At 36.2% G+C, this 25,095-nt stretch carries 30 protein-coding genes and 1 other RNA gene; 9 read left to right on the forward strand and 22 right to left on the reverse strand.

What is annotated here, in order from left to right:
• Positions 1-224: 224 nt before the first annotated feature.
• From TS1_RS07630 to TS1_RS07665, 8 genes are all read right to left on the reverse strand, one after another.
• Positions 225-1,670, reverse strand: a complete 1,446-nt coding sequence (locus TS1_RS07630) for a sensor histidine kinase (protein ID WP_068709452.1) — start codon at positions 1,668-1,670, stop codon at positions 225-227.
• Positions 1,670-2,389 (reverse strand): response regulator transcription factor, encoded by a 720-nt coding sequence (locus TS1_RS07635; protein WP_068709454.1) that lies wholly within the window; start codon positions 2,387-2,389, stop codon positions 1,670-1,672. The genes TS1_RS07630 and TS1_RS07635 overlap by 1 nt, the downstream gene beginning before the upstream one ends.
• A 357-nt stretch (positions 2,390-2,746) precedes the next feature.
• Positions 2,747-3,121 (reverse strand): TIGR02328 family protein, encoded by a 375-nt coding sequence (locus TS1_RS07640; RefSeq protein WP_068709456.1) that lies wholly within the window; start codon positions 3,119-3,121, stop codon positions 2,747-2,749.
• A 117-nt stretch (positions 3,122-3,238) separates the two neighbouring features.
• Positions 3,239-3,605: a transfer-messenger RNA gene (gene ssrA / locus TS1_RS07645) on the reverse strand.
• Between the two features lie 420 nt (positions 3,606-4,025).
• Positions 4,026-4,493, reverse strand: coding sequence for a GAF domain-containing protein (locus TS1_RS07650; RefSeq protein ID WP_068709458.1), 468 nt, complete (start codon positions 4,491-4,493; stop codon positions 4,026-4,028).
• 17 nt (positions 4,494-4,510) lie between these two features.
• Entirely contained in the window at positions 4,511-5,860 is a 1,350-nt protein-coding gene (locus TS1_RS07655) for a PFL family protein (RefSeq protein WP_068709460.1), read from the reverse strand.
• Between the two features lie 10 nt (positions 5,861-5,870).
• The gene (locus TS1_RS07660) at positions 5,871-6,140 is read right to left on the reverse strand and encodes an ACT domain-containing protein (RefSeq protein ID WP_068709462.1); all 270 of its coding nucleotides are present in this window, start codon (positions 6,138-6,140) and stop codon (positions 5,871-5,873) included.
• Between the two features lie 184 nt (positions 6,141-6,324).
• Complete coding sequence (locus TS1_RS07665) at positions 6,325-6,759, reverse strand: universal stress protein (RefSeq protein ID WP_068709464.1); 435 nt, start codon at positions 6,757-6,759, stop codon at positions 6,325-6,327.
• A 149-nt stretch (positions 6,760-6,908) separates the two neighbouring features.
• Here TS1_RS07665 and rimM point away from each other — a divergent pair, with 149 nt between their 5' ends.
• From rimM to TS1_RS07680, 3 genes are read left to right on the forward strand one after another with little or no spacing between them, the layout of a single operon-like run.
• Positions 6,909-7,433 carry a ribosome maturation factor RimM gene (gene rimM, locus TS1_RS07670; RefSeq protein ID WP_068709466.1) on the forward strand — a complete coding sequence of 175 codons (525 nt, stop codon included), beginning with the start codon at positions 6,909-6,911 and terminating at the stop codon, positions 7,431-7,433.
• Positions 7,423-8,157, forward strand: coding sequence for a tRNA (guanosine(37)-N1)-methyltransferase TrmD (gene trmD / locus TS1_RS07675; RefSeq protein WP_174519335.1), 735 nt, complete (start codon positions 7,423-7,425; stop codon positions 8,155-8,157). Before rimM ends, trmD begins: the two co-directional genes overlap by 11 nt.
• A gap of 43 nt (positions 8,158-8,200) precedes the next feature.
• Positions 8,201-9,250 carry an AbrB family transcriptional regulator gene (locus tag TS1_RS07680; protein ID WP_068709470.1) on the forward strand — a complete coding sequence of 350 codons (1,050 nt, stop codon included), beginning with the start codon at positions 8,201-8,203 and terminating at the stop codon, positions 9,248-9,250.
• Here the strand turns inward: TS1_RS07680 and TS1_RS07685 are convergent.
• Positions 9,245-9,574, reverse strand: a complete 330-nt coding sequence (locus TS1_RS07685) for an inorganic diphosphatase (protein WP_068709472.1) — start codon at positions 9,572-9,574, stop codon at positions 9,245-9,247. The genes TS1_RS07680 and TS1_RS07685 overlap by 6 nt on opposite strands.
• 192 nt (positions 9,575-9,766) lie before the next feature.
• Here TS1_RS07685 and TS1_RS07690 point away from each other — a divergent pair, with 192 nt between their 5' ends.
• Positions 9,767-10,867: an SLC13 family permease gene (locus TS1_RS07690; RefSeq protein WP_068709474.1), complete on the forward strand. Its 1,101-nt coding sequence runs from the start codon at positions 9,767-9,769 to the stop codon at positions 10,865-10,867.
• A 14-nt stretch (positions 10,868-10,881) separates the two neighbouring features.
• The gene (locus tag TS1_RS07695; protein WP_068709476.1) at positions 10,882-11,412 is read left to right on the forward strand and encodes a GNAT family N-acetyltransferase; all 531 of its coding nucleotides are present in this window, start codon (positions 10,882-10,884) and stop codon (positions 11,410-11,412) included.
• 239 nt (positions 11,413-11,651) lie between these two features.
• Here TS1_RS07695 and citX read toward each other — a convergent pair whose 3' ends face one another.
• Genes citX through citC form a run of 5 tightly spaced genes read right to left on the reverse strand, consistent with a single transcriptional unit; the run spans position 11,652 to position 15,911 of the window.
• Positions 11,652-12,188, reverse strand: coding sequence for a citrate lyase holo-[acyl-carrier protein] synthase (citX, locus tag TS1_RS07700; protein ID WP_068709478.1), 537 nt, complete (start codon positions 12,186-12,188; stop codon positions 11,652-11,654).
• Positions 12,181-13,713 carry a citrate lyase subunit alpha gene (citF, locus tag TS1_RS07705; protein WP_068709480.1) on the reverse strand — a complete coding sequence of 511 codons (1,533 nt, stop codon included), beginning with the start codon at positions 13,711-13,713 and terminating at the stop codon, positions 12,181-12,183. Before citF ends, citX begins: the two co-directional genes overlap by 8 nt.
• Before the next feature lie 2 nt (positions 13,714-13,715).
• Positions 13,716-14,603: a citrate (pro-3S)-lyase subunit beta gene (gene citE / locus TS1_RS07710; RefSeq protein ID WP_068709482.1), complete on the reverse strand. Its 888-nt coding sequence runs from the start codon at positions 14,601-14,603 to the stop codon at positions 13,716-13,718.
• Positions 14,591-14,899: a citrate lyase acyl carrier protein gene (gene citD / locus TS1_RS07715; RefSeq protein ID WP_068709484.1), complete on the reverse strand. Its 309-nt coding sequence runs from the start codon at positions 14,897-14,899 to the stop codon at positions 14,591-14,593. Before citD ends, citE begins: the two co-directional genes overlap by 13 nt.
• Positions 14,900-14,912: 13 nt before the next feature.
• Positions 14,913-15,911 carry a [citrate (pro-3S)-lyase] ligase gene (citC, locus tag TS1_RS07720; protein ID WP_068709486.1) on the reverse strand — a complete coding sequence of 333 codons (999 nt, stop codon included), beginning with the start codon at positions 15,909-15,911 and terminating at the stop codon, positions 14,913-14,915.
• A gap of 439 nt (positions 15,912-16,350) precedes the next feature.
• On the opposite strand from citC, the gene TS1_RS07725 reads away from it, so the two are divergent.
• Positions 16,351-17,046: a GntR family transcriptional regulator gene (locus tag TS1_RS07725; protein WP_068709488.1), complete on the forward strand. Its 696-nt coding sequence runs from the start codon at positions 16,351-16,353 to the stop codon at positions 17,044-17,046.
• The gene (gene citG / locus TS1_RS07730) at positions 17,039-17,902 is read left to right on the forward strand and encodes a triphosphoribosyl-dephospho-CoA synthase CitG (protein WP_068709496.1); all 864 of its coding nucleotides are present in this window, start codon (positions 17,039-17,041) and stop codon (positions 17,900-17,902) included. Before TS1_RS07725 ends, citG begins: the two co-directional genes overlap by 8 nt.
• A 118-nt stretch (positions 17,903-18,020) precedes the next feature.
• Here the strand turns inward: citG and TS1_RS07735 are convergent, their stop codons facing one another.
• The 3 genes from TS1_RS07735 to rpsP form a co-directional block, all read right to left on the reverse strand.
• Entirely contained in the window at positions 18,021-18,275 is a 255-nt protein-coding gene (locus TS1_RS07735; protein ID WP_068709498.1) for a hypothetical protein, read from the reverse strand.
• Positions 18,276-18,461: 186 nt separating this feature from the next.
• The gene (locus tag TS1_RS07740; protein WP_068709500.1) at positions 18,462-18,710 is read right to left on the reverse strand and encodes a KH domain-containing protein; all 249 of its coding nucleotides are present in this window, start codon (positions 18,708-18,710) and stop codon (positions 18,462-18,464) included.
• An 11-nt stretch (positions 18,711-18,721) separates the two neighbouring features.
• On the reverse strand, positions 18,722-18,997 hold the full coding sequence (gene rpsP / locus TS1_RS07745) for a 30S ribosomal protein S16 (RefSeq protein WP_068709502.1): 276 nt from the start codon (positions 18,995-18,997) through the stop codon (positions 18,722-18,724).
• A 250-nt stretch (positions 18,998-19,247) separates the two neighbouring features.
• On the opposite strand from rpsP, the gene TS1_RS07750 reads away from it, so the two are divergent.
• Positions 19,248-19,802, forward strand: a complete 555-nt coding sequence (locus TS1_RS07750) for an NADPH-dependent FMN reductase (RefSeq protein ID WP_068709504.1) — start codon at positions 19,248-19,250, stop codon at positions 19,800-19,802.
• A gap of 148 nt (positions 19,803-19,950) precedes the next feature.
• Complete coding sequence (gene wrbA, locus TS1_RS07755; RefSeq protein WP_068709506.1) at positions 19,951-20,547, forward strand: NAD(P)H:quinone oxidoreductase; 597 nt, start codon at positions 19,951-19,953, stop codon at positions 20,545-20,547.
• A 154-nt stretch (positions 20,548-20,701) separates the two neighbouring features.
• Here wrbA and TS1_RS07760 read toward each other — a convergent pair whose 3' ends face one another.
• From TS1_RS07760 to TS1_RS07780, 5 genes are all read right to left on the reverse strand, one after another.
• Positions 20,702-20,908 carry a hypothetical protein gene (locus TS1_RS07760; RefSeq protein WP_068709508.1) on the reverse strand — a complete coding sequence of 69 codons (207 nt, stop codon included), beginning with the start codon at positions 20,906-20,908 and terminating at the stop codon, positions 20,702-20,704.
• Positions 20,909-21,001: 93 nt separating this feature from the next.
• Positions 21,002-22,429 carry a signal recognition particle protein gene (gene ffh / locus TS1_RS07765; protein ID WP_068709510.1) on the reverse strand — a complete coding sequence of 476 codons (1,428 nt, stop codon included), beginning with the start codon at positions 22,427-22,429 and terminating at the stop codon, positions 21,002-21,004.
• 23 nt (positions 22,430-22,452) lie between these two features.
• Entirely contained in the window at positions 22,453-22,791 is a 339-nt protein-coding gene (locus tag TS1_RS07770; RefSeq protein WP_068709512.1) for a putative DNA-binding protein, read from the reverse strand.
• A 362-nt stretch (positions 22,792-23,153) separates the two neighbouring features.
• Complete coding sequence (locus TS1_RS07775; protein WP_068709514.1) at positions 23,154-24,332, reverse strand: pyridoxal phosphate-dependent aminotransferase; 1,179 nt, start codon at positions 24,330-24,332, stop codon at positions 23,154-23,156.
• Positions 24,333-24,499: 167 nt separating this feature from the next.
• Entirely contained in the window at positions 24,500-25,027 is a 528-nt protein-coding gene (locus TS1_RS07780) for a prevent-host-death protein (protein WP_068709516.1), read from the reverse strand.
• Positions 25,028-25,095: the final 68 nt, after the last annotated feature.

Genomic DNA, 25,095 nt, shown 5'->3' on the forward strand with positions numbered 1-25,095 from the left:
AAATATCCGAACTATATTTGATGAGATTTATTAATCATTGCGGATTTGCGACGAGTTCGCAGGAGCAAAGCATTTCGTGCGACGAAGTAACCGCAGGAGCAGTGCAGTTCGTGCGACGAGTAACCGCAGGAGCAGTGCAGTTCGTGCGACGAGTAACCGCAGGAGCAATCTCTCTTATAGTTCGGATATTTTTGTCTTGTCTTTACTTATAGCACAGTCTCCGTTTATTCGACTTCTTTGTCTGGATCTGTGTCAGGAAAAGTAATAATAAAGCTGGTTCCCTCATTCGGTTTGCTATGAACTTCAATGGATCCTTTGTGCATATTAACTAACTGCTGCACAATTGGAAGTCCTAAACCTGATTCACCAAACTTTTTATTCTTTCTAGAAGGATCTATTTTATAATAACGTTCCCAGATATTATTTACCTGTTCTTCAGTCATGCCAATACCTGTATCAGCGATTGTCACAATAGTTTCTAAGTACCCCTTTTCAATTTTAAGACGAATTTCACCGTTTTCTGTAAACTGAATAGCATTTTGAATAATGTTTACAATGATTTGTACAAAACGATCATAATCAGCAAAAACCGGAATAGAATCAGTCGTTTCTAAGATTAGTTGATCATTTGCTGCTTCTGCTTTTTTCTCCATTTGTGTCAATATCGTTTGTAGCGCTTGAGTACCATCAAATTTTTTGATAACAATGGAAATTTGATTCGTACGGATTTTTTCATAGTCCAAATTTTCATTGACTAAACGAATGAGACGATTGGTTTCATTTTTCATCAGTCGAATAGCATTCGCTTTTTGATCTTCGGGAATTGCTTGATACTCCAAACCTTCTAGTATCCCATTGATTGTAGTTAAAGGAGTACGCATTTCATGAGAAGCATCTGCCATAAACTGTCTACGCCGCTCCTCTTGACGATCAATTTCTTCTTGCGACTCTCGCAGTGAATCCGTCATCTTATTAAAATCTTCGGCTAATTCATCAAACTCATCTCTATGACGTGAAGGTAACTTATTGTCAAAATTCCCATTAGCAATCTCTTTGGTGGCTTCTTTCATTCGATTAATTCGTCTGACTTGCATTTGAGCATATAAAAAGCTAATAATCAAAGCAACAACGACAGATAATACAAATCCCTTCAGCAAATTATTGGTAAACTCAGAGACTGAATTTTTCACATTCTGTGCAGACTGAGTCACAATCAATGCCCCATAAAATTCATTATCCAGATTAAAAGGGATCATCGCATAGGAAGTCGCTTCCTCTTCTCCAAAAATATTTTTACTTGCTGTGACTTGTTGTTGTTCACCTGCACGTAATTGATCCCAAAAATTATTAAACGGAAATGAGATTTGTTTTTTGGGCATGGGAGGATAAATCACTTCCTTAGAATCAGTAATAAAAGTAAAATGCACATTTTGCTGATTTAACATCGCTTCTGAACGGTCTAACGAATTTCTAATTGCTGACTCTAGTGAACTTGCCGGCAAATTCCCGTTAACTTCTTCTACAACTGCATCAGCATAGCCAAAAAGCTGGTGATAGTTATTTTCTTCAATTGTTTGTTTTGTCATCTGGGTAAAAGAAATTCCCAGCGTGATAAGCGTTACTAAAATTACAATCCAAAAAGCTAGTAATTGTTGATATAAATATCGCATTATTCGACCCCTGAATCATCAAATTTATAACCTACGCCCCACACGGTTTGAATCACCTGCGGCCCAATTTTTTCAATTTTTTGTCGTAATTTTTTAATATGAGCGTCCACCGTCCGTTCGTCGCCAAAATACTGATAATCCCATACTAGTTCGAGTAATTTCTCACGTGAAAAAACTTGACGCGGTTTATTAGCCAAGGTATATAACAAATCAAACTCTTTAGGAGTTAAATCTGTAATTTCTTTGCCGTTTAAATAAGCTTCTCGGGTCTTGGTATTCATTTGAAAATGCGCAGTTTTCACATCAAACTCTGTATCATTTTCTGAAACATTTTCTGCAGAGATACTATTTAAGTCACTGCGACGATGCAAAGCTTTCATCCGTGCAATTAAAGTCAACGGACTGAAAGGTTTAGTGACGTAATCATCAGCACCAATTTCCAATCCGATTACTTGATCACTTTCAGAATCCCTAGCTGTTAGCATAACTAAGGGGACCGTACTAGAAACTTCACGAATTTTACGTGCTACAACCATTCCATCTACTTCAGGCAGATTTAGATCCAATGTGATCAGGTCCCACTTTTGTGGATCTTCTAAAAACGCATCGATACCTGTTTGACCATCATACTTAAAAGTGACTTCCCAGCCCTCATTTAAAAAAAACATTTGCATCATTTCACAAACGGACTCATTATCTTCGATCATCAATATATTCACGCTGTTCACCTCTTGTTTTAATCATTTTTCATTTTTCGTAATTTAATGTTTGTTTAGCAAATAAAAAGTTACATTAGGGTCTAGTACTTGAACCAAAGAATAGACCTATCTCGAAACAAAATCATCCCTAAAGTAAGCAAAATCATGTAAACTTCCTTGTATTAGTATACTCCAAATTAAATAGTGGACCAACTAATTCTTGATTTCTTTGAGAAACCTTTGGATTTAGCAACGCACTGTTTTCTATCAATTTCCTTACGCTTTTGGTTTTATAAATAACATCATTGCTATCAAAAATTATTCAAACAACGCTAATTTTTGATAGATTTAGTCAATACAATCACAAACAGTTTGCAATCAATAATTTGAAGACAAATCGATTCCTTTTTCTTTTAAATTAGTTAAACATTCCTGAAGATACAAATCATCATGTTCAATATAAATCGGTTGCTCTAGCTTCACATGTTCTATGTGTTCATATTTTGGACAAGATTGTCCTCGATATAAAGGGTCAAACCATTTTTTATCTGGCTTATACCCTCTTTTCAACATTTCTTTCATAATTAAAAGATGATATTGATATAATTTATAAGGGGAATAATTAAAAACGTAATTTACAGTTGCATGGTTTTTCTCCCAACCTTTTCCGCGTAATGCACAACATTCTCTATGTTGTCCTAATAGTTGTTGTCTAGGTAATAACGTTATTAAGTCTTCATGCCATAAACGCATTAATCAAACCTCGCTTAAATAAATTTGTTTCCAATTACATCAAATTCAACCATCAGAAAGATAAATAAAAAATACTCCTGAAAGTTGTTCAAACAACAATCAGGAGCACTTCACTCCATATGGAGACGGCGGGAGTTGAACCCGCGTCCAGACATATCGCCTCTTGAATCTCTACGCTCATAGTCAGATCTATTTAAATTTCGCTTTATAAACCGCTGATCGACGAGCCGTTTATAAAGCTAGTCTGATTGTCTCTTCATTGACTTCCAGACGGAAAGTCAATGCGTATCCCACTAAATTTGAGACCCTTACTCGAGCACATGGGCGATGCCGAGAGGATCTACGCTAGCTGGTTTTACGCAGCTAAAGCGTAAGAATTATTATTGTTTTTAGCAGTTATATTTAACTGAGCGTTTTTACGTAGTCGCAACCTACGAAGCGCAACTCAAGCTCGATCTATGCCTGTCGAATCCGTAACGTCCCCTTCATAAGGGGTATTACTACCACGCTTTATTATAACACAAACTCCCGCTTTTTCAATTATTTGGCTTAAAGAATATAACATGTGCGAAATATAACTTATTTAATTTGTAATAAAAACTAATCAATTTGTAATCGGTACCTATGTTATTCTATTGAATAGAGGGGGACGAGTACATGGAAGATATTTTCTTTGCACCATTCGATTGGTTATACCGTCAATTCTCTGGTAGCAGTTATTGATTAACCGCTCGAAATAACATTTGAAAGGAATTGTAACGTAAGTCCTTTTGATAATAAAATCCCGAACTATAGGGAGATTTGACTCGATTTCGCGTTTAAACGACAACTAGCAAATCTCATCAATTATAGTTCGGGAATTTTTGTCTTGTTTTCAATTAAGTCACAGGTGCTTTGATTTATTTTAAAATACCTGTAATAGTTGCTCACAATACTTTTCTAAATAGTTTTGATCTGTAAGATCATAACTATTTACTTCTTGACTGTCGATATCAAGCACGCCTATTAAACGCTCGTTTTTAAGCATAGGTACCACAATTTCTGAAAGTGCTGCTGAGTCACAGGCAATGTAGTTTTTGTGTTCTTTGACGTTTCCGACAATGACCGTCTGCTCTTTATGAGCAGCCTCGCCACAGACACCTTTTCCCATCTGGATACGTGTACAAGAGACATTTCCTTGAAAGGGTCCTAATATTAATTCATTTCCATCAAACAAATAAAATCCTGCAAATACTGTATCTGGTAATGTCATATTTAGCAAAGCTGTCGCATTAGATAATGTAGCTAACCAATTTTTCTCATCTTTAATGAGCTCAGCTTGCTGTGCAAGCATCAATTCATATGCTTTTTGCTTTTCTTCTTTGCTCCACAAAGTAGATGTCCCTCCTACTAATTTTTAAATGAATGTAAAGGTGCGGGTATTCTGCCGCCCCGTTGGATAAAATCAGAAGAATTTGCCTCATTTGTTTGCATTACCGGTGCTGATCCTAATAATCCGCCAAATTCGACATGATCTCCTACTTTCTTATTTTTTGCTGGAATAATGCGCACTGCTGTTGTTTTCTGATTGATAACTCCAATCGCTGCTTCATCGGCAATCATTGCGCTAATAGTTTCTGCGGGCGTCTTGTCAGCAATAGCAATCATATCTAAACCCACTGAACAAATCGCCGTCATCGCTTCGAGTTTTTCTAAATTCAATGTGCCGTTTTCGGCTGCTTTAATCATTCCAGCATCTTCTGAAACAGGAATAAAAGCCCCGGATAGACCACCCACGTGGTTGCATGCCATGACACCGCCCTTTTTTACTGCGTCATTTAACAAAGCTAGTGCAGCTGTTGTTCCATGTGTTCCAACTGATTCTAAACCCATTTCTTCTAAAATTTGCGCTACGCTATCACCGACTGCTGGTGTAGGTGCTAATGAGAGATCGACAATTCCAAAGGGAATTTCCAATCGCTTGGAAGCTTCTTTGCCAACTAGTTGACCCATACGCGTAATTTTAAAGGCAGTTTTTTTCACCGTTTCAGCGACAACGTCGAATGATTCACCTTTGACCTTTTCCAGAGCCCGCTTTACCACTCCTGGGCCGCTGATGCCCACATTAATAACTGTATCTGCTTCTCCAAAGCCATGAAACGCTCCTGCCATAAACGGGTTGTCTTCGACAGCATTCGCAAATACCACAAGTTTTGCACATCCTAGATCTGATTGTTCTGCTGTTTTTTTGATTACAGTCCCCATAGTTTTTACTGCATCCATATTAATTCCTGCTTTGGTTGAGCCTATGTTCACCGAAGAACAGACAAAATCTGTTTCTGCCAAAGCTTGGGGGATCGACTTGATAAGTGCTGAGTCTGAGCCTTGAAACCCTTTTTCTACTAAGGCACTGTATCCGCCTATAAAATCCACACCCACTGCTTTGGCCGCTTGATCTAATGTTTGAGCGTATTGGACACAATCTGTTGCTGTTGCCTTTGCAGCAGAAGCAACGGCAGCAATCGGAGTGACGGAAACACGTTTGTTAATAATTGGAATACCGTATTCTCTTGCAATCTGGTCGCCAACACTCACTAAGTCCTTAGCACAACGTGTGATTTTTTGATAAATTTTTTTACAAGCTGCATCAACATCAGTATCAATACAATCTAGTAATGAAATCCCCATGGTAATTGTTCGAATATCTAAATTATCTTCTTCAATCATACGAATCGTTTCAAATATTTGGTTGGTTTCCATATTCTATCTCCTAACCTAGCTTATGCATAGCGTTAAAAATTTCTTCATTTTGAATACTAATTTTGATTCCTAATTGTTGACCGACTTTATCTAATTCTTCTCGTATATAGTCAAAATTAGCCGTTTTATCCATTTCCAAAATCATCATCATCGTAAAATAATCTTGCATGATCGTTTGTGTAATATCAATAATATTGATATTTAAGGTTGCTAAATTGTGACTTACTCCTGCCACAATGCCCACCTTATCCTTACCAATAACCGTCAAAACTGCACGCATTTCTCTTCCCCCTTTGCAGTGACTTTGATTCATTATAGCATAGCTGTATTTTTCTAAGGAATATTTATCATAAGAAAAACATTTTAACCAATCTTTTTACAGCTTTTTTTATCGAAAAATGCAAAAAAGATTGAGAGACAAATTTTATCATTTGTCCCCCAATCTTTTGCTTTATACCTAAAATTTATTTGATTACCATCACATTACAAGGCGCATGATTGACAACAAAAGAAGTAGTAGCTCCAACCAAAGCCTGAGCAATGGCTCCTTTTCCTGTTGAGCCCATAACAATCAAGTCAATCTCATGTTCTTTAGGCAAGTCCATGCCAATCATTTCTTTAGGCGAACCAATTTCAACAATCCGTTCAATTTTTTTAATACCCGCTTGTTCAGCGATTTTCACTTTTTCATCCATGTCTTCTTCGATATTTTGCTTCTCGTCTTTTAATAAACGAGAAAAGGCATAAGCACTAGTAGTCAACTCAACATCATTAATAATCCAAGCTAAAAAAACTGTAGCATCATTACGTTTGGCAATTTCGATAGCTTCTTTAAAAGCTTTTTCTGATTTTTCCGACCCATCAATAGCGACTAATATTCGTTTATAGGCTTCCAGCATTGTAAGCGCCTCCTTTTCTTTTATTATATCATTTTGTTAATAAATACCATAGTATTTTCTTGTACAAACCAGCAAATCTGGCTTTCATTTATTAGTCATGCTAAAATAAATGAGTCTGAACAGTAAACTACTAGAAACGAGGGAATATATTGGTTGAATATTTAGAAGTAGGAACAATTGTCAACACACAAGGAATTAAAGGGGAAGTGCGCGTACTTTCCCAAACAGATTCTCCAGAAAAACGCTATAAAATAGGAACAAAGTTAACCCTTTTTTTAAAAGGAAAAGACCCGTTTGAATTGACCGTTGCAAGTCATCGCAAGCACAAAAACTTTGACATATTGTCTTTTGAAGGCTATCCATCCATTAATGATGTTGAGCCTTTACGTCAGGGCACATTAATGATTCCGAAAACGGAACTCACAGAATTAAGTAAAGATGAATATTATTACTATGAAATTATCGGTTTAGAAGTTTATCAGAAAACTGGTGAAAAATTAGGACAAGTAAAGGAAATTCTTTCTCCTGGAGCAAATGACGTCTGGGTTGTCCAGAGACAAAATAAACCAGACGCTTTGTTGCCTTTTATTTCTTCTGTCGTTAAAGAGATTGATTTGAAAAATCAGAAAGCATACGTAGAAATACCAGAAGGGTTGTTAGATGATGAGAATTGATGTGTTAACGTTATTTCCTAAAATGTTTGAAGGACCTATGAACGAATCGATTTTAGGCAAAGCACAAGAAAAGGACCAATTGGAGATTAATCTTTCAAATTTTCGTGATTATTCTGCAAACAAACATCATACCGTAGATGACTACCCTTATGGTGGCGGAGCAGGCATGCTGTTAAAAGTACAACCTATTTATGATAACCTACAGGCGATTAAAAATGCTACCCCCCACACCAAAAAACGTATTGTATTATTAGATCCAGCGGGTGCTCCCTTTAACCAAAAAATGGCAGAGGATTTCTCCAAAGAAGAACACTTAATTTTTATTTGCGGTCATTATGAAGGTTATGACGAGCGGATTCGTTCATTGGTTACCGACGAAGTTTCGATTGGTGATTACGTATTAACTGGCGGTGAATTAGGCGCGATGGTAATGATTGATGCTACTGTTCGTTTACTACCGGAAGTATTAGGAAATGAACAGTCAGCCAAAACCGATTCACATTCTACCGGTTTATTAGAGCACCCTCAATATACGCGCCCTGCTGTATTCAATAATATGGAAGTTCCAGAGGTTTTAAAAAATGGCAATCACAAGTTGATCGAACAATGGCAATTAAAAGAAGCATTACGCCGTACATGGCAGCGCCGGCCCGATATGTTAGAAAAAATTGAATTAACTGACGAAATGAAAAAACTTTTGGAAGAAGTCAAACAAGAACAATAATGAAACAAACTGCAGCAAGCCCATTTTTATGGAGGTTATTCTATTGTCAATTGGTATTTCCATGCTTTTTACTTTTATTGTCGCTTTTATAGGTGCAAAAATCGGACAAAAATTGCATTTCCCAGCTCCTTTTATGATTGGTAGTATGCTTGCCGTCATGCTTTTTTCTGTACTTACAGATACAGCTTATTTTCCAAAAGAGGCCAAAATTATTGCCCAAATAGTAGCGGGAATCTTTATCGGTCAAAAGTTAACTCGATCAGATGTCATTCACTTAAAATATGTAATAAAACCTACGCTTTTACTTTTAGTTATCTTGACTCTCAATACATTTATCATGGGATTAGCTTTTTCTTACTTTTTTCATTGGAACGTATTAACCGGACTTCTAGCAACTACCCCTGGTGGCTTAATGGACACCACCCTTATCGCAGCTGATTTTGACTCTGAAATTCATATTGTCGCTATTATGCAATTAGTACGTAGTGTCGGTGTACTACTACTCTTTCCTACTTGGATTAACCTTTTTACAGCTGAAAAAGCCCAAGAAGAACCAGCAGAAGAAAATGTTGAATCAACCAGAAAAAAACAACCATTAAACAAAAAACACTTTTTAATTGTCCTGTTTGTCGGGGCTTCTGGTGGATTAATTGGTTACTTTTTAGGTTTTCCAGCAGGAACACTTAGTTTATCCTTAATGTTTTCTGCCCTATTTAAATTGCGCACCAATATTAGTGCCTTCCCTATTCAAATTCGACAATTTGCTCAAATTTTAGCGGGTTCAATGGTTGGCTCCAGTTTTACTCGTGAAGTTGCGGCTTCTTTGAAAACCTTTTTTATTCCAGCACTGCTTTTAATTGTTGTCTATTTATTAATAAGTTATCTTTATGCCTGGATAAATAAACGCAAAGACTGGTTAGATTTCACCTCTGCCTTATTTGCTTCCTGTCCTGCTGGAGCTACAGACATTGCTTTGATTTCGGCTGACTACGGCGTCAATATGAACAGTGTCGCTATGATTCAAATCGCTCGTTTAATTCATGCAGTCGGAATTATGCCACTATTGTATCAATTCGTTAGCTTCTTTTTATAACAGCTCGATTGTTGATTGAAAATATTGTTCCAAAAAATGTGTAGAATTTTTTATTTCAGTAATTGAAAGTTCTTCACCTACTTTTGTAGCCACCCATTTATCTTCCACATCGTCTTTGCGATGAATAATCGCTACAATTTCTCCAGTAAAACTTGCAATAGCTTCATTGACGTCTTTTGAAATAATGTAAACATCTTGGCCTTCCCCATCTCCTGCAATAATCTCTGGGATATACCCGTAGTTAAGAGGATAAATGTTTCCGTGGTTATCTTTGTATCCTTGAGGACGGTCAATTGTTACCCTGACTTGCATTTTTTTACCCATAATAACTCTCCTTGTCCTATGATATCACTCATAAATAACCGATGCGATTTCAAATTTTATTTCAAGTCTATAATATCACGATAAAACAAAACCATCTATTTCATATCCGTCACTTTTAAAACAACTTTTCCTTTACCTTAAAGAAAAGAGTGCTAGAATAATTTTACTAGGAAATTTACAAGGAGCTTATGAATGAAACGTTTGTTTGATTTTTTCCGCAATGATCTTCTTTTTAGTATTTCACTTTTACTAGCTGTAATCGCCATTGTCTGGGGGCGTTTTGCCATCCAAGATATTAATTTTAAAGTCATTGCAACACTGGGCGGCTTAATGTTAGTTATTAGCGGATTGGACTCCACTGGAATTTTGAGCTATTTCGGTCAGATCTTAGTTAAAAAAAGTCTGACTTTCCGGCAACTGATCCGATATATTGTGCTATTAAGCTTTTTTAGCTCAATGTTTTTAACCAATGACGTAGCGATATTAACCTTATTACCTATTTATCTGCGAATGACAAAAGTGATTGCCAATCGCCAATCCGTATTGTTAGGTAGCGTTTATATCATTGTCGCGGCAAATTTAGGAAGTAGTTTTTTCCCATTTGGCAATCCACAAAACTTATTTTTATATTCGTATTATCATATTCCGTTACTGGAATTTTTCTATTCAACTGGTCTATTAGCTGTTTTATCATTAGCATTACTCATGGCATCTATTCAATTTATACCTAAAGAACCTCTCAGCTTAACAATAACTAGCAAGCAATTTGACCATCAAAAAGCAATTGTTTATGGTCTTTTAATGGTTGTGATGATTTCTGGTGTTTTTAGTATAATTCATTATCTTATAGCCATTATCATCGTTGCTGTTATTGTCTTATTTTGGCAGCCTCAACTTTTCCAAAAAGTCGATTATCGTTTGCTTTGCACTTTTGCCTTCTTTTTCATTATCGTGGGAAATCTCAGTCAATCGGAGGAATTGATTCACTGGCTACAAAGAACATTCACTAATCCAGTGAATACATTATTAGATGGTATATTGGCTTCGCAAGTGATCTCTAATGTACCTGCAGCCATCTTGCTAGCACCTTTTACTAAGTATCACCAGTCAATTCTTTTAGGGGTCAATATTGGCGGTTTGGGGACATTGATTGCTTCTTTGGCCAATCTGATTGGCTATAAAATTGTTCGTATGCAAGTTCCAAATGACCGTAAGCTGTTTACTCGTAACTTTTATCTAGTTAATATTATGTATTTGTCACTTTTAACACTAATCATCTCATTTATTGTTTGAAAGGAATGATTTTTTTGGAACTACGTACTCCTCGTACCCTTCTGCGCCCTTTCCAGCCAAGTGATTTCTCTGATACTTTTGCATTTTATCAACGTGCGGATGTATGTCAATTTCTTTTACATGATCCTTGGACAGATGAAAATGCAATGCAAATGTTTGAAGAAAAGCTACAAAAAAATAACTTTTCAGCCAATAATGGTCTACAATTAGCTGTTGAATTCAAACAGCAAGTTATCGGAGATATTTCTATTTTTTCTACCGGTATGCCAGATAGCGTGGAGATTGGCTATGTTTTTCATCCAGTATATGCTGGACAAGGATTTGCCTTTGAAACACTACAAGCAGTTATTGATTATTTGTTTGAAACACAAAAGATACATCGTATACAAGCTGTCCTCGATAAACGCAACACAGCTTCAGAAAAACTTTGTCAACGTATTGGAATGCGAAAAGAAGGCGATTTAAAAAAAGATTTTTGGAATAAAGGAATGTGGACAGATACATTAATTTATGGTCTGCTAAGAGAAGATTTCTATACTACTTAAAACACAGAAAAATCTAATCGAATGAAATCTCATACGACTAAAAAAGCAGCGCTTTTTTATGACAAATAGCCCATCGTTTTACAATTCTTATGCGCTTATCGCTCGTTTAGCACATAGAATCGTAAGACTTATGGGCTTATCTTTATCCATTGGTACAATAGCTTTCAAATATTAGACGCTATGAATCAAATAACGCACCGCATGGTTTTTGACATGCAGTGCGTTATTCTTGTTTCTACTTATCCTTCTTTTTTATCGATAATTTCTGTAACTTTTACTTGCATATCTTCAATGGAGTGGCGACGTTGTCGCCCACATTCTTTTGCATTTTTTTGACAAATTAAACAGCGTCTTGGCAAAAAGCCAATATCTTGACGGCTCAAGCTTTGTAATCCCTCTGAGTAATAATGGACATCCAAATCAAAGAGCCGTCCGTAAGCGTAATTTTCTTCAAGGTCGACCATGTTTTTCTTTAATATTGCAGGTAAAATATCTACAACTAAGTAAAATTCAGTTCCTGTTTTATAATTATACTCAGCACTTGTAATAATAGGACAAAAGGACAGCTTTTGCTTGATACAGGTTATCATTTGTGAAAAAACTTGACTCAATACTTCTGAATTTTTCACAGGACCTGGTATATTCATCGTTGCTAGTAACAATGTAGCATCAGGGTATTCTTTTAGTAAATCTTCTTGGCGTTTCGCTCGCATCTCACGAGCTTCAAGCATTTCAAATAAAGAAACAGCTGGACCCGAAAATACCTCTTCAGACATTTTTTACCACATCAATTAGGGAACCATCACGATACTCAATCAGCGCAACCACTTTATCGCCATATTCAATCGGATCAGGATCACCAACAATGCTATAAGCTTTTTCTTTTAATTCTTTAATTGAATATTGTGGAACATCCAAGTCTTTAAAATGTTCAATTAAGTCTTGACGTTTGGGGTTAATCGCAATCCCGATTTCAGTTACAACAACGTCAACACTATCTCCAGGAGTTACAACTGTATTCACTTCATCAACAAACGTTGGTATTCTACCTCTAACTAAAGGCGAAATCACTAAACTCATATTGCAGGCTGCACTAGTGTCTGAATGTCCACCTGAAGCACCACGAAGAACGCCATCAGAACCAGTAATGACATTGACATTGAAGTTTGTATCTACTTCTAAAGCAGACAAAACCGCTGTATCTAATTTGTTAATAACAGCTCCCTTGCTTAATGGAGAAGCGTACATATTTGCATCAATTTCATAGTGGTTATCATTTTCGTCCAAAGAAACCGCAGAAGGATGATCAAAATCTTGTACGTCAATAATTTTTTCTACCAAACCTTCTTTTAGTAAATCAGCCATTGCATTTGTAATACCACCGAGAGCAAAGCTTGCTGTGATACCTTCTTCAATCATTTGTTCACGAATATAACGGGTAACAGCTAATGCTGAGCCACCCGTACCTGTTTGGAAAGAAAATCCTTGCTTAAAGTAAGGTGAATTCGTAATCACTTTAGCTGCATTTTCTGCAATCATTAATTCTTTTGGATTTTTAGTAAAACGAGTTGCTCCTTTAGCAATGCCTTCCGGATCTCCAATAGCATCCACTTCTACTACATAGTCAACGTCTGTTTGCGGGATACTAATTGGTGTATTCGGATAATCTGCTAAAGTATCAGTAATAACGACTACTTGGTCAGCATACTTAGCGTCAATCATCGCATATCCTAGCGAACCGCAAGTGGCTTTTCCTTTTGTACCATTAGCATTCCCATATTCATCTGAACTTGGCACGCCTAAAAAGGCCACATCAATGTGAATATCGCCGGCTGCGATAGCGCGTGCCCTACCACCGTGTGAACGGATAACGACTGGATTTTCCATAATCCCTTCGGAGATAGCAGCACCTACTTTGTCACGCAAACCAGAAGAAGTAACGTTAGTCACTACACCGTTTTTTATGTGATCGATCAATGGTTCGTGGACATTAGCAATTGAACTTGGTGCAATCGAAATATCTTTAATCCCCATTTTTGCAATTTCATCTAAAACCATATTCATTACATAATCGCCTTCACGAAAATGATGGTGAAAAGAAACAGTCATTCCATCTTTTAGGCCTGTTTTTTGAATGGCTTCGCGGATGCTTTTTAATAGTTTTTCGTCCTGTGGTTTTACAGGCTGTGTCTGACGGCTTGCTTCTTTATATTCATTAATGTGAGCAAGCTCACCTTCATAAACGCCAAATTTATCTGCATATTCTTGAGGAATATCTTTACCAACTTTATTTATTGCCATAATTAAACGTCCTCCTCTTTGATCATGTTTGCAGCAAGTGCTAAAGCAATCACACGTTCTGCCCTTTCGACGACAGGTTTATCAACCATTTTCCCGTTAACTGATACAACGCCAGAGCCTTTTTCTTGTGCTTCACGAAGTCCCCAGATAATCTCTTTAGCATCTTGTACTTCTTCTTCTGTAGGAGCATAGATTTTATTGACCAGTGGAATTTGACGCGGGTTAATCACTGATTTTCCATCGAAACCAAGTTGTTTAATTTGGCGTACTTCCTCTTCAAATCCTTCAGGGTTTTCAACATTAGAATACACGGTATCAATGGCAGCAATCCCAGCGGCTCTTGCACCATGTAAAATCATACTACGCGCAAAAAATAGCTCTTTACCATCTGGATAACGTTCTGTTTTTAGGTTGGTAACATAATCTTCCGCACCTAAGGCAATCCCAATGAGGCGGTCAGAACTTTGGGCAATATCAGGAGCGTTTAACACCCCTTCTGCCGATTCTATAGCTGCCATCATACGCGTTGTCCCTACTTCAATATCATTTTGCGTTTCTACTTCAGTAATGACTTTTTCAACATCAATAATATCTTGAGCAGTTTCCGTTTTTGGTAGACGAATAACATCAACACCTGCTAGTACCATTGCTTCAATGTCTAATTTCCCGCCAGCATCTAAACTATTAATGCGAACGACAGTTTCTACACCACTATAATCAAAAGTACGCAAAGCGTTGTGTACCAAAGTTCTTGCGGAATCTTTTTCAGGCAAAGAAACCGCATCTTCTAAATCAAACATAATGGAATCTGCCCCATATAACGGTGCATCTCTTAACATTGCAGCGTTTTGGCCAGGGACAAACATCATCGTTCTTCTTAATTGTTCCATGAGTCAATCTCCTTCCAGTCATAATGCTCTTGTTTAGCTGCACGGTGAGCAGCTGTAATGGTACGGGCTTGAATCGTACAATCTAGCGCCCCTTTATCGACTGCTGTCACTTTGACGCCTTGTACATCCAAATGTTCTAAAGTTTCTGTAATCACTTGACGAATCTTGCGACCAAATTGTTTTTCCACACTACTATCCAAATCAATTTGGATTTCATTACCATCAATCGGTTGGACAGTAATTTGAATATCACTAGATTCCATAGTACCACTGACAGCATTTTGTAAAATTTCCATTTTTTCACCTCATTTAAAAATTTTTCTTTAAGTAATTGTATGTTGTTGCGGGTAAAAATTCTAAAAGTAACTTTTCATCATGTTCTGATAGGGCTTTACGTACTTTAGTAGCTGAAACAATATCCCCTTCTATTGCTTTTCTAGATAAAATAACTAAGTTCAACTCCTTACCAAAAACTTCTTGCATGGCTTGGTTATAAACCTCAGTTACTTTAGAGTAAGGTTCATCCCCTACGTAACGAACACGGATATCTAAAACTGGTGCAATTTTTTCTTTAAAAATTTGAGCGTCAAGTTTTGCTTGTGTTTTAGCCACTGTTAATTCGGCTTTATCTTTTAGAAAATAGGCTGGGAAAGTGGCCTGTGAAACAAGGTATTTTCGAGTAGAAAAGACAGTAACATTAGATAAATGATTCACTCCTGCCTTAACCATTTTTATACGATCTTTTGTGGAAAATTCGGAATGGTCTTCAGACAAAACAAACACATACACTTGATCATTTTTCTCAGCTGCCGTTTCCACCAGATATTGGTGTCCCAAAGTAAATGGATTGGCGTTCATAACAATACCTGCGCCTTGGCCCGATTTTTTATTTTCTTGTAAATAGTGAAGGTAGGTAGAAAAATCATCCGGTCCTTGTTCCATAAATAAGACGTCTTCATTCACTACAATCTTTTTAAATCCTAATGATTGAAAAATTTTTTCTTTTTCAGGTTTTGTATATAAGAAATAATGAAAATAGCCGTTTTCGTTCATCTCTTCAATTAAATGGGTAATTATTTGGGTTAATAAATTTTCTGCTTGATAATCTTTACAGACTGCCACACATTTAATAATATTTTCTGCAAAAGAGCCTGTAGCGATAAGTCTTTTTCCGTCATATATTCCCCATGTAAAATCAAGAGTTTCCTCGGTTTGAAGCCCAGCTTTTTTCATAAGCTTACACCAATCTTCGTATCCTTTTTTATCTTTTTCTAACCAGATACGCTTGCTTGTATAATTGTTGTCCATCATCTTAACCTCCTTCCCAACACCATATATCCTAAAAGTACGCATCATTGCAGCCAGCAGTAAATTTTGCTATCGTTTCCTAGAATTTTCAGATCTTTCGTCCTCTTTTTCTTTATGAAACAACCATCTAAAATTTCGTAGTATGCTCCTTTCAAAAATATGCTTACACCTTCATTATAAGAGAAATTTATAAAAATTATAGGTAAAACAACCAAGAAAATTGTTCTTTTAGTGTTTCTAGTCTCGCTTTCTACTTTCGTTTTGTTTCATATTCGAAGCATAAATAGTTATTGTACTTTATAATCGAAACCACTATAAATAAAAGCGAGAAAGACTTTACCTAAAGGAAGACAGCAAAAAGACTCTCCCAATCGCCTTCATTTATGGTAAAATGAAGATGACTATTACAAATAAACTGTCGGTTCAAGGAGGAATAAAAATGAATCCCATTGTCGACGCAATAAAATGTAATCTTGACTTAACACAAAATAGACCATTAAAGATTTGTGTATATGAAGCTTTACGTAAAACAATCATTTTGGGCGACATTCCGGCAGGAAAACGCATAAATGAAAAAGAACTGTCTGAAAAATTAAATATTAGTCGTACTCCCATTCGCTTTGCTTTACAAGAATTGGTAAAAGAACAACTAGTCGAACATGTTCCTAGAATTGGCATTGTCGTTAAAGGGATTAGTATCAAAGATGCCTATGAGATTTACGATATACGAAAAGCTTTGGACACATTAGCCACCATCAAAGCCATGACTTTCATGGATGACAATGATTTTAATGAATTGGAACAATTATTAGAACAAAGCGAGTATTATAATAAAACGGATCAAGTAGACAATCTTCTGCAAAGCTTTTCGGACTTTAATGAATTTATCTATCAAGAAAGCCGAATGCTACGTTTAAAAGCGATTGTTACAGACTTACAAGCCTATTTGATTTATTTTCGTGATATTGCTATTCGTGCCTCTGCTAGAAGAAGCTTAGCACTACAAGAACACTGGCTAATCTTTCGTGGAATGAAAAATAACGATATTGAACAAATCACTTTAATTACTCATGAACATTTAAATCGTTCATTACAGTTTATTTTAAAAGAAATGGAACGTAGAGAAATTGGATAATCCTTTATTAACACATATCCCAAGCCTTGCAACTAAGGCTCTTTATTATGAGGTGGCTATATCTCCAAAGCCTGGTCTAGTAGACCGCTTTGACAATGGCGCGCATTCTGATATGAACTTTTTTACTTTCATCAATAGTATTGAAAGCCTAGCGCCTTATTTTTATAGCTACTATCAATTAGGCTTTGAACATGCCTCTGATTTAGCTAGCCTTTTTACTAAATTACGCAAGCAAGGAGTAGAGGCTGAAAATAAAATGCTCACAGCGACTAAAGGGATTAATACCCATAAGGGAGCAAATTTTTCTTTTGCAGTGTTGCTTGGAGCAACCGGTTTTTATATGCAAACACACTCTTTTCCTTTTTCATCAAAGGATACCTCAGCTATTTTAAAATTAGTTGCCAAAATGACCCATCACCTCGTTCAATATGACTTTTCCAAAATTACCCAAAAAGATCAATTATCGCATGGAGAAAAGTTATACATGAAAGCTGGTACATTAGGCGTTAGAGGTGAAGCGGCTAAAGGCTATCCCGCTTTATCTCATTTATTATTGCCATTTTTACGACAGCATGCTAGTTATACCGACACAGAAACATTGTTATTGCGAGGATTAGTTTTACTGATGAGCCAAATTGAAGACAGTAACTTGCTTCATCGTGGTGGAACGGAAGGTTGGCAACAAGTAAAACAACATAGTACTTCCATTTATCACTCTTCTTTAAATAATACCGATTTTAACCTTGCACTTACAAAGTTCAACCAAGAACTGATTAAAAAAAATCTAAGCCCTGGAGGTGCAGCAGACCTTTTGGGTTTAGGAATCTATTTTAGTTTCTTAGAAAACATTATCTAACTATTAATAAAGATAAAAAAAGATGCTTCAAATTTTACTTTGAGGCATCTTTTTTTATTCCATTGTTTATCATTTATAAAAACGTTGAGTGTTATAAGACATAACTGTTGCCTCATTTTTAATGGATAAGTTGACCAAACCACTGAGTCAACCTTTGCCATATATTCATTAAAAGAGAATAAAAACGTCCAGAAACATTATCTATATTAATTGTTTTTCCTAAACGATCGGCTATGCTTGCAACTTCAAAACGATAAATCCACAATAAAAAAATGAAAAGCAAGATAGCAACTAGACGAGAAAAACAACTCCTCGCTCGTATCATCCAAGCAAAAAGAAAAAGTCCAATAACAAAAGCAATAAGTGTTTCCATACAGCTGCCTCCTTTATTATTATCCATTATAATAGGAGTGTGGATAAAAAACATCCTTCGCTAGTCGGATAAAAGAAAAAGACCAGGACAAAAGCTAACCTCCCATATCACAAAGAAACTTAAAAACATCTTCCTAAACGTTTAAGATTCTCACATTGCTGGAAACTTTTATCCTGATCTTATTTTCTACTCTTTGCCATCTAAAATGTTCAATCGTACTTTTTTACGATCGTCGGTTTTAACACTATAAACAATGGTGCGAATTGCTTTTGCGATACGTCCTTGTTTGCCTATGATGCGTCCCACATCAATGGGGGCGACCGATAAATTATACTCAAAAAAATGATCTGTCTCATTAATTTCGATTGACACTTGTTCAGGCTGTGTAACTAAGGGACGAACGATCGTTAAGACCAAATCGGTCAAATCTGTCATAGTTAGTCACCTTATTTCTTTGCGTTTTTTGCTTCATGATGCTTTTTCATAATACCTTCTTTAGAAAGAATATTACGAACAGTATCAGAAGGTTGAGCACCATTAGCTAACCAGCCTAATACAGCATCTTCTTCAATTTTCACTTCGCTTGGTTCTTTTAGCGGATTATAAGTACCAACTGTTTCGATAAAGCGGCTGTCACGTGGAGCACGTGAGTCTGCTACAACAATACGGTAAGTTGGGCGTTTATTATCTCCCATGCGTTTTAAACGAATTTTTACTGCCAAATATTACACCTCCATTAGTTTTAATCACAAAATGTAGTTTAACAGGTTTTACTCACTGTGTAAAGACTTTTCTCTTTACAGTTCATATTTTTCTCTTTGGACTATTTCTTAGTTTAGATTATAACCTTTTTATCTAGCAACTTAAGACGTAATTGCTTTTTATTGCAAAAATTACTAACTTTTTGTAAGATAATATTGTAGTAAACAATAACCACATTTTATTTACTACACTTTTAAAGGAGGAATTTTCATGAATACAAAAATTGGTTTTATTGTTGGAAGTCTACGTAAAGATTCTAATAATTTAAAAACAGCGCAAACATTTGCAAAATTATTGCCAGACGGAGTAGAAGCCAACTTTATCGAAATTGGTAACCTGCCTTTTTACAATGAAGATTTAGAAGTCCCTGGAAAGGTACCAGAAAGTTGGACAAATTTTAGAAATGAGATCCAAAAAATGGATGGGATACTGTTCTTTACTCCAGAATACAATCGTTCCATGCCAGCCGTACTTAAAAATGCATTAGACGTTGGTTCGCGACCTTTTGGTGAAAATCAGTGGGATGGCAAGCCAGCTGCTGTTGTCAGTGTAGCGCCACGTGGAATTGCCGGCTTTGGTGCAAATCATGCTTTACGTCAATCATTGGTTTTCTTAAATATGCCCGTTATGCAACAGCCTGAAGCCTATATTGGAAACTTTGATTCTTTGTTAAATGAAGACGGAACTTTTGTAGAAGATACAAAGAACTTTTTTAAAGTAATTATCGATAGTTATTTGGATTTCTTTAACAAATTAACCAAGTAACGTTAGATTGGTTCTTAATTTAACCTAAAGATACTAACTTAAAATACTTACAATTAATAAGCAAAAAACTTGAGTTTCTTTTTCAGCTGCTTTAAAGTTATAAATGTACCAAAAATAGGACAAATGAAGAATAAGGAGAGGATCATTTATGACAAAAATTTCAATTATCTATTACAGCTCAACAGGAACCAACTATCAACTCGCTCAATGGGCTAAAGAAGCAGTGGAAGATGCAGGTGCTGAAGCTCGTTTAGTGAAAGCTCCTGAATTAGCACCCGATGTAGCAATTGAAGCAAATCCTGCTTGGAAAGCACATTACGATGCAACAAAAGATATTCCAGAAGTAACATCAGAAGATATTACATGGGCAGATGGCATTATTTTTAGCGTTCCTTCTCGTTTTGGTGTTATGGCAGCTCAAATGAAACAATTTATCGATACTCAAGGTGGCTTATGGGCAAACGGCGATACGGTAAATAAAGTTGTATCAGGTATGACTTCAGCTCAAAATGCACATGGCGGACAAGAGGCTACACTGCTTTCTCTTTACATTCAAATGATGCACTGGGGCGCTATTATTGCTGCACCCGGCTATGCTGAAACAGAATATTACGCTGCAGGCGGTAACCCTTACGGAACTTCAGTTACTGTTGACGCCGATGGGAATATGCTCGAAGATGTTGAAGCAGCTGTGAAACAACAAGCTCGTCATACAGTAGATATTGCCAATAGAGTAAATGGATAAATAAAGTCACTTCTAAAATGCAAAAAGCTTTGGTATTTTTTTACCAAAGCTTTTTCTATTTATTTTTTATTATATATTAGTAAAAGAATCTTAAAAAAATAAAGGTGACAAAACACTCATTAAGTGTTCTATCACCTTTTACGCCTATTATTTATTATTCAGAATCATTACCCGATTCTTTTTTTTCGTCAGCTTTTTTGTTAATTTTTTCTGCTGCGTTATCTGCAACTTCTTGTGCTTTATCTTTCGCTTTGCCGAGACCTTGTTGTGCTTTTCCTTTTAGTTCTTCGGTATCGTCACCTGTCACTTTTCCTTTAGCTTCGGTGAATTTTCCTTTTAAATCATCTTTATTTGTACTCATCACATCGGCTCCTTTCTTGATGGTTTAATCATATCATGCTTTATTCATCACGACAATCAAAAAGCTTCTATGCTGCCTATTATTTCATTCTATTTATTTACGCTTTTTCTTTTTTTTCTTTTTCTTATTTTTCTTCATCGTTCGGTTTAGGGCCATCTTCCCAATTTTACCTTTAACACCGCCACCTAACATCTGATCCATCCCCGGAATACTATCCATGTTTCCTTTAGACATTTGCTGCATCATCTTACGTGATTCTTTAAATTGCTTAATCATACGATTAACTTCTATCACGCTATTGCCTGAGCCAGCAGCAATCCGTCGCCTACGACTCGGATTTAGCATATCTGGGTCCTCTCGTTCTGCCGGTGTCATAGAATAAACGATCGCTTTTTTCCGTTCGATATCTTTAGGATCAATTTGTAAATTATCCATCCCTGGCATTTGGCTCATGCCCGGAATCATTTTCATAATATCTTCCATCGATCCCATATTAGATAATTGATCCATTTGTTCAATGAAATCATTGAAATCAAAGGTATTTTCTCGCATTTTTTCAGCCATTTCTTCGGCTTTTTTCTCATCGTAATCTTGTTGAGCCTTCTCGATTAAAGTCAACATATCGCCCATACCTAAGATTCGACTGGACATTCGATCTGGATGAAATACTTCCATATCCGTCAATTTTTCACCTGTACCAGTAAATTTAATCGGTGCTCCTGTCACTGAACGGATAGATAAAGCTGCTCCCCCACGAGTATCGCCGTCAAGTTTTGTAATAACGACACCTGAAATTCCTAATTGTTCATTGAAACTTTCAGCTACATTAACGGCATCTTGCCCTGTCATAGCATCAACCACTAGTAAAATCTCATTAGGTTGAGCTACATCTTTAATATTTTGTAGTTCTTGCATTAAAGTTTCATCTACATGCAAACGGCCGGCCGTATCAATTAATACATAATCATTTTTCTTCTCATGGGCCAGCTCCATACCTTTTCGTACAATTTCTACCGGATCAGTATCCGTACCCATATCAAACACAGGTACCGACAATTGTTGGCCTAATACCTTTAATTGGTCAACTGCAGCTGGACGATAAACGTCCCCTGCAATCATCAGTGGGCGGGCATTTTCGTTTTTCATCAAATAATTAGCTAATTTTCCTGCAAAAGTAGTTTTCCCAGCCCCTTGTAAACCGGCCATCATGATAACCGTCGGAATTTTAGGTGCTTTATTAAGACCAACGGCTTCTGAGCCAAGTGTTTTGGTCAATTCTTCATCAACAATTTTTACAATTTGTTGAGCAGGCGATAAACTTTCTAACACTTCAGAGCCCACAGCACGTTCTCTAACGTTTTTAGTAAACTCTTTAACAACTTGTAAATTAACATCGGCTTCTAGTAAAGCTAAACGGATTTCCCGCATCATCTCTTTAACATCAGATTCGGATATTTTTCCCTTTTTACGTAGCTTTTTCATCGCCTGTTGCAAGCGATCTGTTAAATTTTCAAATGCCATATTCGTTTCCTTCCTTTATTCATCTATTCGTCGATTTCTTGAATATCACGTACAAGATTAGCTAATGTTTCATCAGTGGGATACTTTTCTTTGATATAATCTTCTAGCTGCTCTAGTAATTCAGTCCGCATCTTATAATCTGAGTACATAGATAGTTTATATTCATAGTCTTCTAAAATTTTTTCGGTTCGTTTAATATTATCATACACCGCTTGACGACTCACATTAAATTCCTCAGCAATTTCTCCTAAAGAAAAATCATCTGCGTAATACAACTCCATATAATTCATTTGTTTTTCTGTCAACAAAGTAGCGTAGAATTCAAAAAGTGTATTCATACGATTTGTTTTTTCAATTTCCATTCTCTTCATCTCCGCCTGGTTTTTACTGCTATTTTTTGACTATTATAGATTATCCGAAAAAATAAACAATTGCTTTTTAAATGCTCAATCCTATTAGCTAAAAACAAGCAGCTATTTTCTAAAGTCGCTTTTCATTATACCATTTTATAAACTCTTGCAATAGACCTTTTGCTTATTCCAGCAAAACATTTCCCTGACAAAAAATTAGAACTAAGCAATCTCCCATCCCAGTTGAAGGTAAAATCACTCAATTCTAATTTTTTCACTCTAAAAAATAATAATTTTGCTAAAATAAACAAAGTAAAATGTCTTTTTAGTAGCTGTTCATCTGCTTCAATGTACAAAAGGTAAAAGTCAAAATATCACGCCATCTTGTTATTTTCCATGTAGTGTTCGATTCGCTGCATCGCGTCTTTTAAATCCTCCATACTAGCGGCATAACTAATTCGTACATAACCTTGACCTCCTAGACCAAAAGCAGCTCCAGGAATAATCGCTAAACTTTCTTTTTCAGCAAGATCCACACAAAATGCCATAGAATCTTGTTTATAGCCTTCAGGTATCTTAGCAAAAATATAAAAAGCCCCTGTTGGTTTAACAACTTCGTAACCTAAACACTGAAGTTGTTCATAAACAAAATCACGCCGTTTACGATATTCTTCTCTCATAGGTAACGCGTCATCGATTCCTGCTGACAAAGCTTCCACAGCAGCCATTTGCGCAGAAGTCACCGCAGAAGTCACCAAGTATTGATGTGTTTTGATTATTTGTTTGGTTAATGCTTCAGGAGCAAAGATCAACCCTAAGCGCCAGCCTGTCATCGCATGAGATTTAGATAAGCCATTAAGCAAAATGGTCTGTTCGCGCGCGTATTCGGCAATCGATACATGCTCACCTTCATAAGTTAATTCACTGTATACTTCATCGCTAATAACAAAAACGGGATATTTTTTTACTACATCAGCAATTGCCTTAACTTCTCCTCTAGAATAGGTTACACCTGTTGGGTTACTAGGATAATTCAAGACAATGGCTTTTACATCTTCGCCATGTTTTTGCAAGGTTTTTTCCAACGCTTCGGGTGAAAGAACAAAGTCATTCGTGCTTGTATCAATATAAATCGGCTCAGCACCGGTTAAGGTAATGATTGGCTCGTACCCAGGAAAAATCGGAGAAGGCAAAATCACTTTATCTCCAGCCTCTAATACACTAATTAAACTCGCAGAAATTCCTTCAGTTACACCTATACTGACCAATACTTCAGATTGAAAATCATAACTTAATTTGTATTTATCATGCACAAATCTAGCTGCTACCTTTCGAAGTTCTTCAATACCTGCCATCCCTGTATAATGACTATAGTTTTGTTCGATTGCAGATATCCCTGCCTGCTTAACATGCTCAGGTGTATTAAAATCAGGCTCTCCTAGCGTTAATTTTAAAATATTTGGTATATTTGAAACACGTTCGTCAAATTGACGAATCATAGAAACCGCAATTTGATCTAAACGAGGATTAAATCTTTGGGTTACATCAGCCATCTTTATCATTCCTTTAATATAAACTTAAAAACTTAATTGTTGCTATCCTAACATAATTCCGGTTGAAAACGTGGAAAATTCAAAAATTTCTTACTATTTTCTAAAGAAAAAATATGACATAAGTAAGAAATAGAAGAAAAAAACCTATGCCACATTCTCTTTTTACCTTATTTCATGTAAATTTTTTCTATTATTATATGATCAAGTAAGCGCGCACTTTTTTCTTGTTTGCCCATAATTTCAGCAATCACGTTCTTGCCCTGTGATTTTTGTCTGGATTGATAAGTAATTTTTCCTGACTGCTTCAATTCGTTTATCATATCCGTTACGCCACCAAACCCAGTTTTTCTTGTAATGAAGCCATAGGAAACCATTCGTTCATCCAAGACTTTAGCTGAAATACTAGATCCTGTCATTAAACTTTTTTGCAGAAGTTTATACAACTCATCCAACTCTGTATCAGCATACTCTTCTTCTTTTTGAGGTGGTTCAGAAGAAGTTCCATCGCGAAGTTCATCAAGTTCTTGCAGCAGCGTTTCATATTGAGTTTGAGTTAACATGACACCTGCTACTTTTTCACGGTTAAATACATATACAGCAGTACCAGCTTGTTTGGCTTGATCGAACACTTCCATAGGTGAACGTTTTACCTCAGTGATGGAAGTTGTCGGAACTTCAAGCTTTTTTAATTCCATTGCACTGCCCTCCTTTTTTCATCAGTATTATTATAGCATAGGAATTTGTCGAGTTCACAGTATCAAAT

This window comes from Tetragenococcus solitarius NBRC 100494, assembly GCF_001544195.1.
Lineage (GTDB): Bacteria > Bacillota > Bacilli > Lactobacillales > Enterococcaceae > Tetragenococcus > Tetragenococcus solitarius.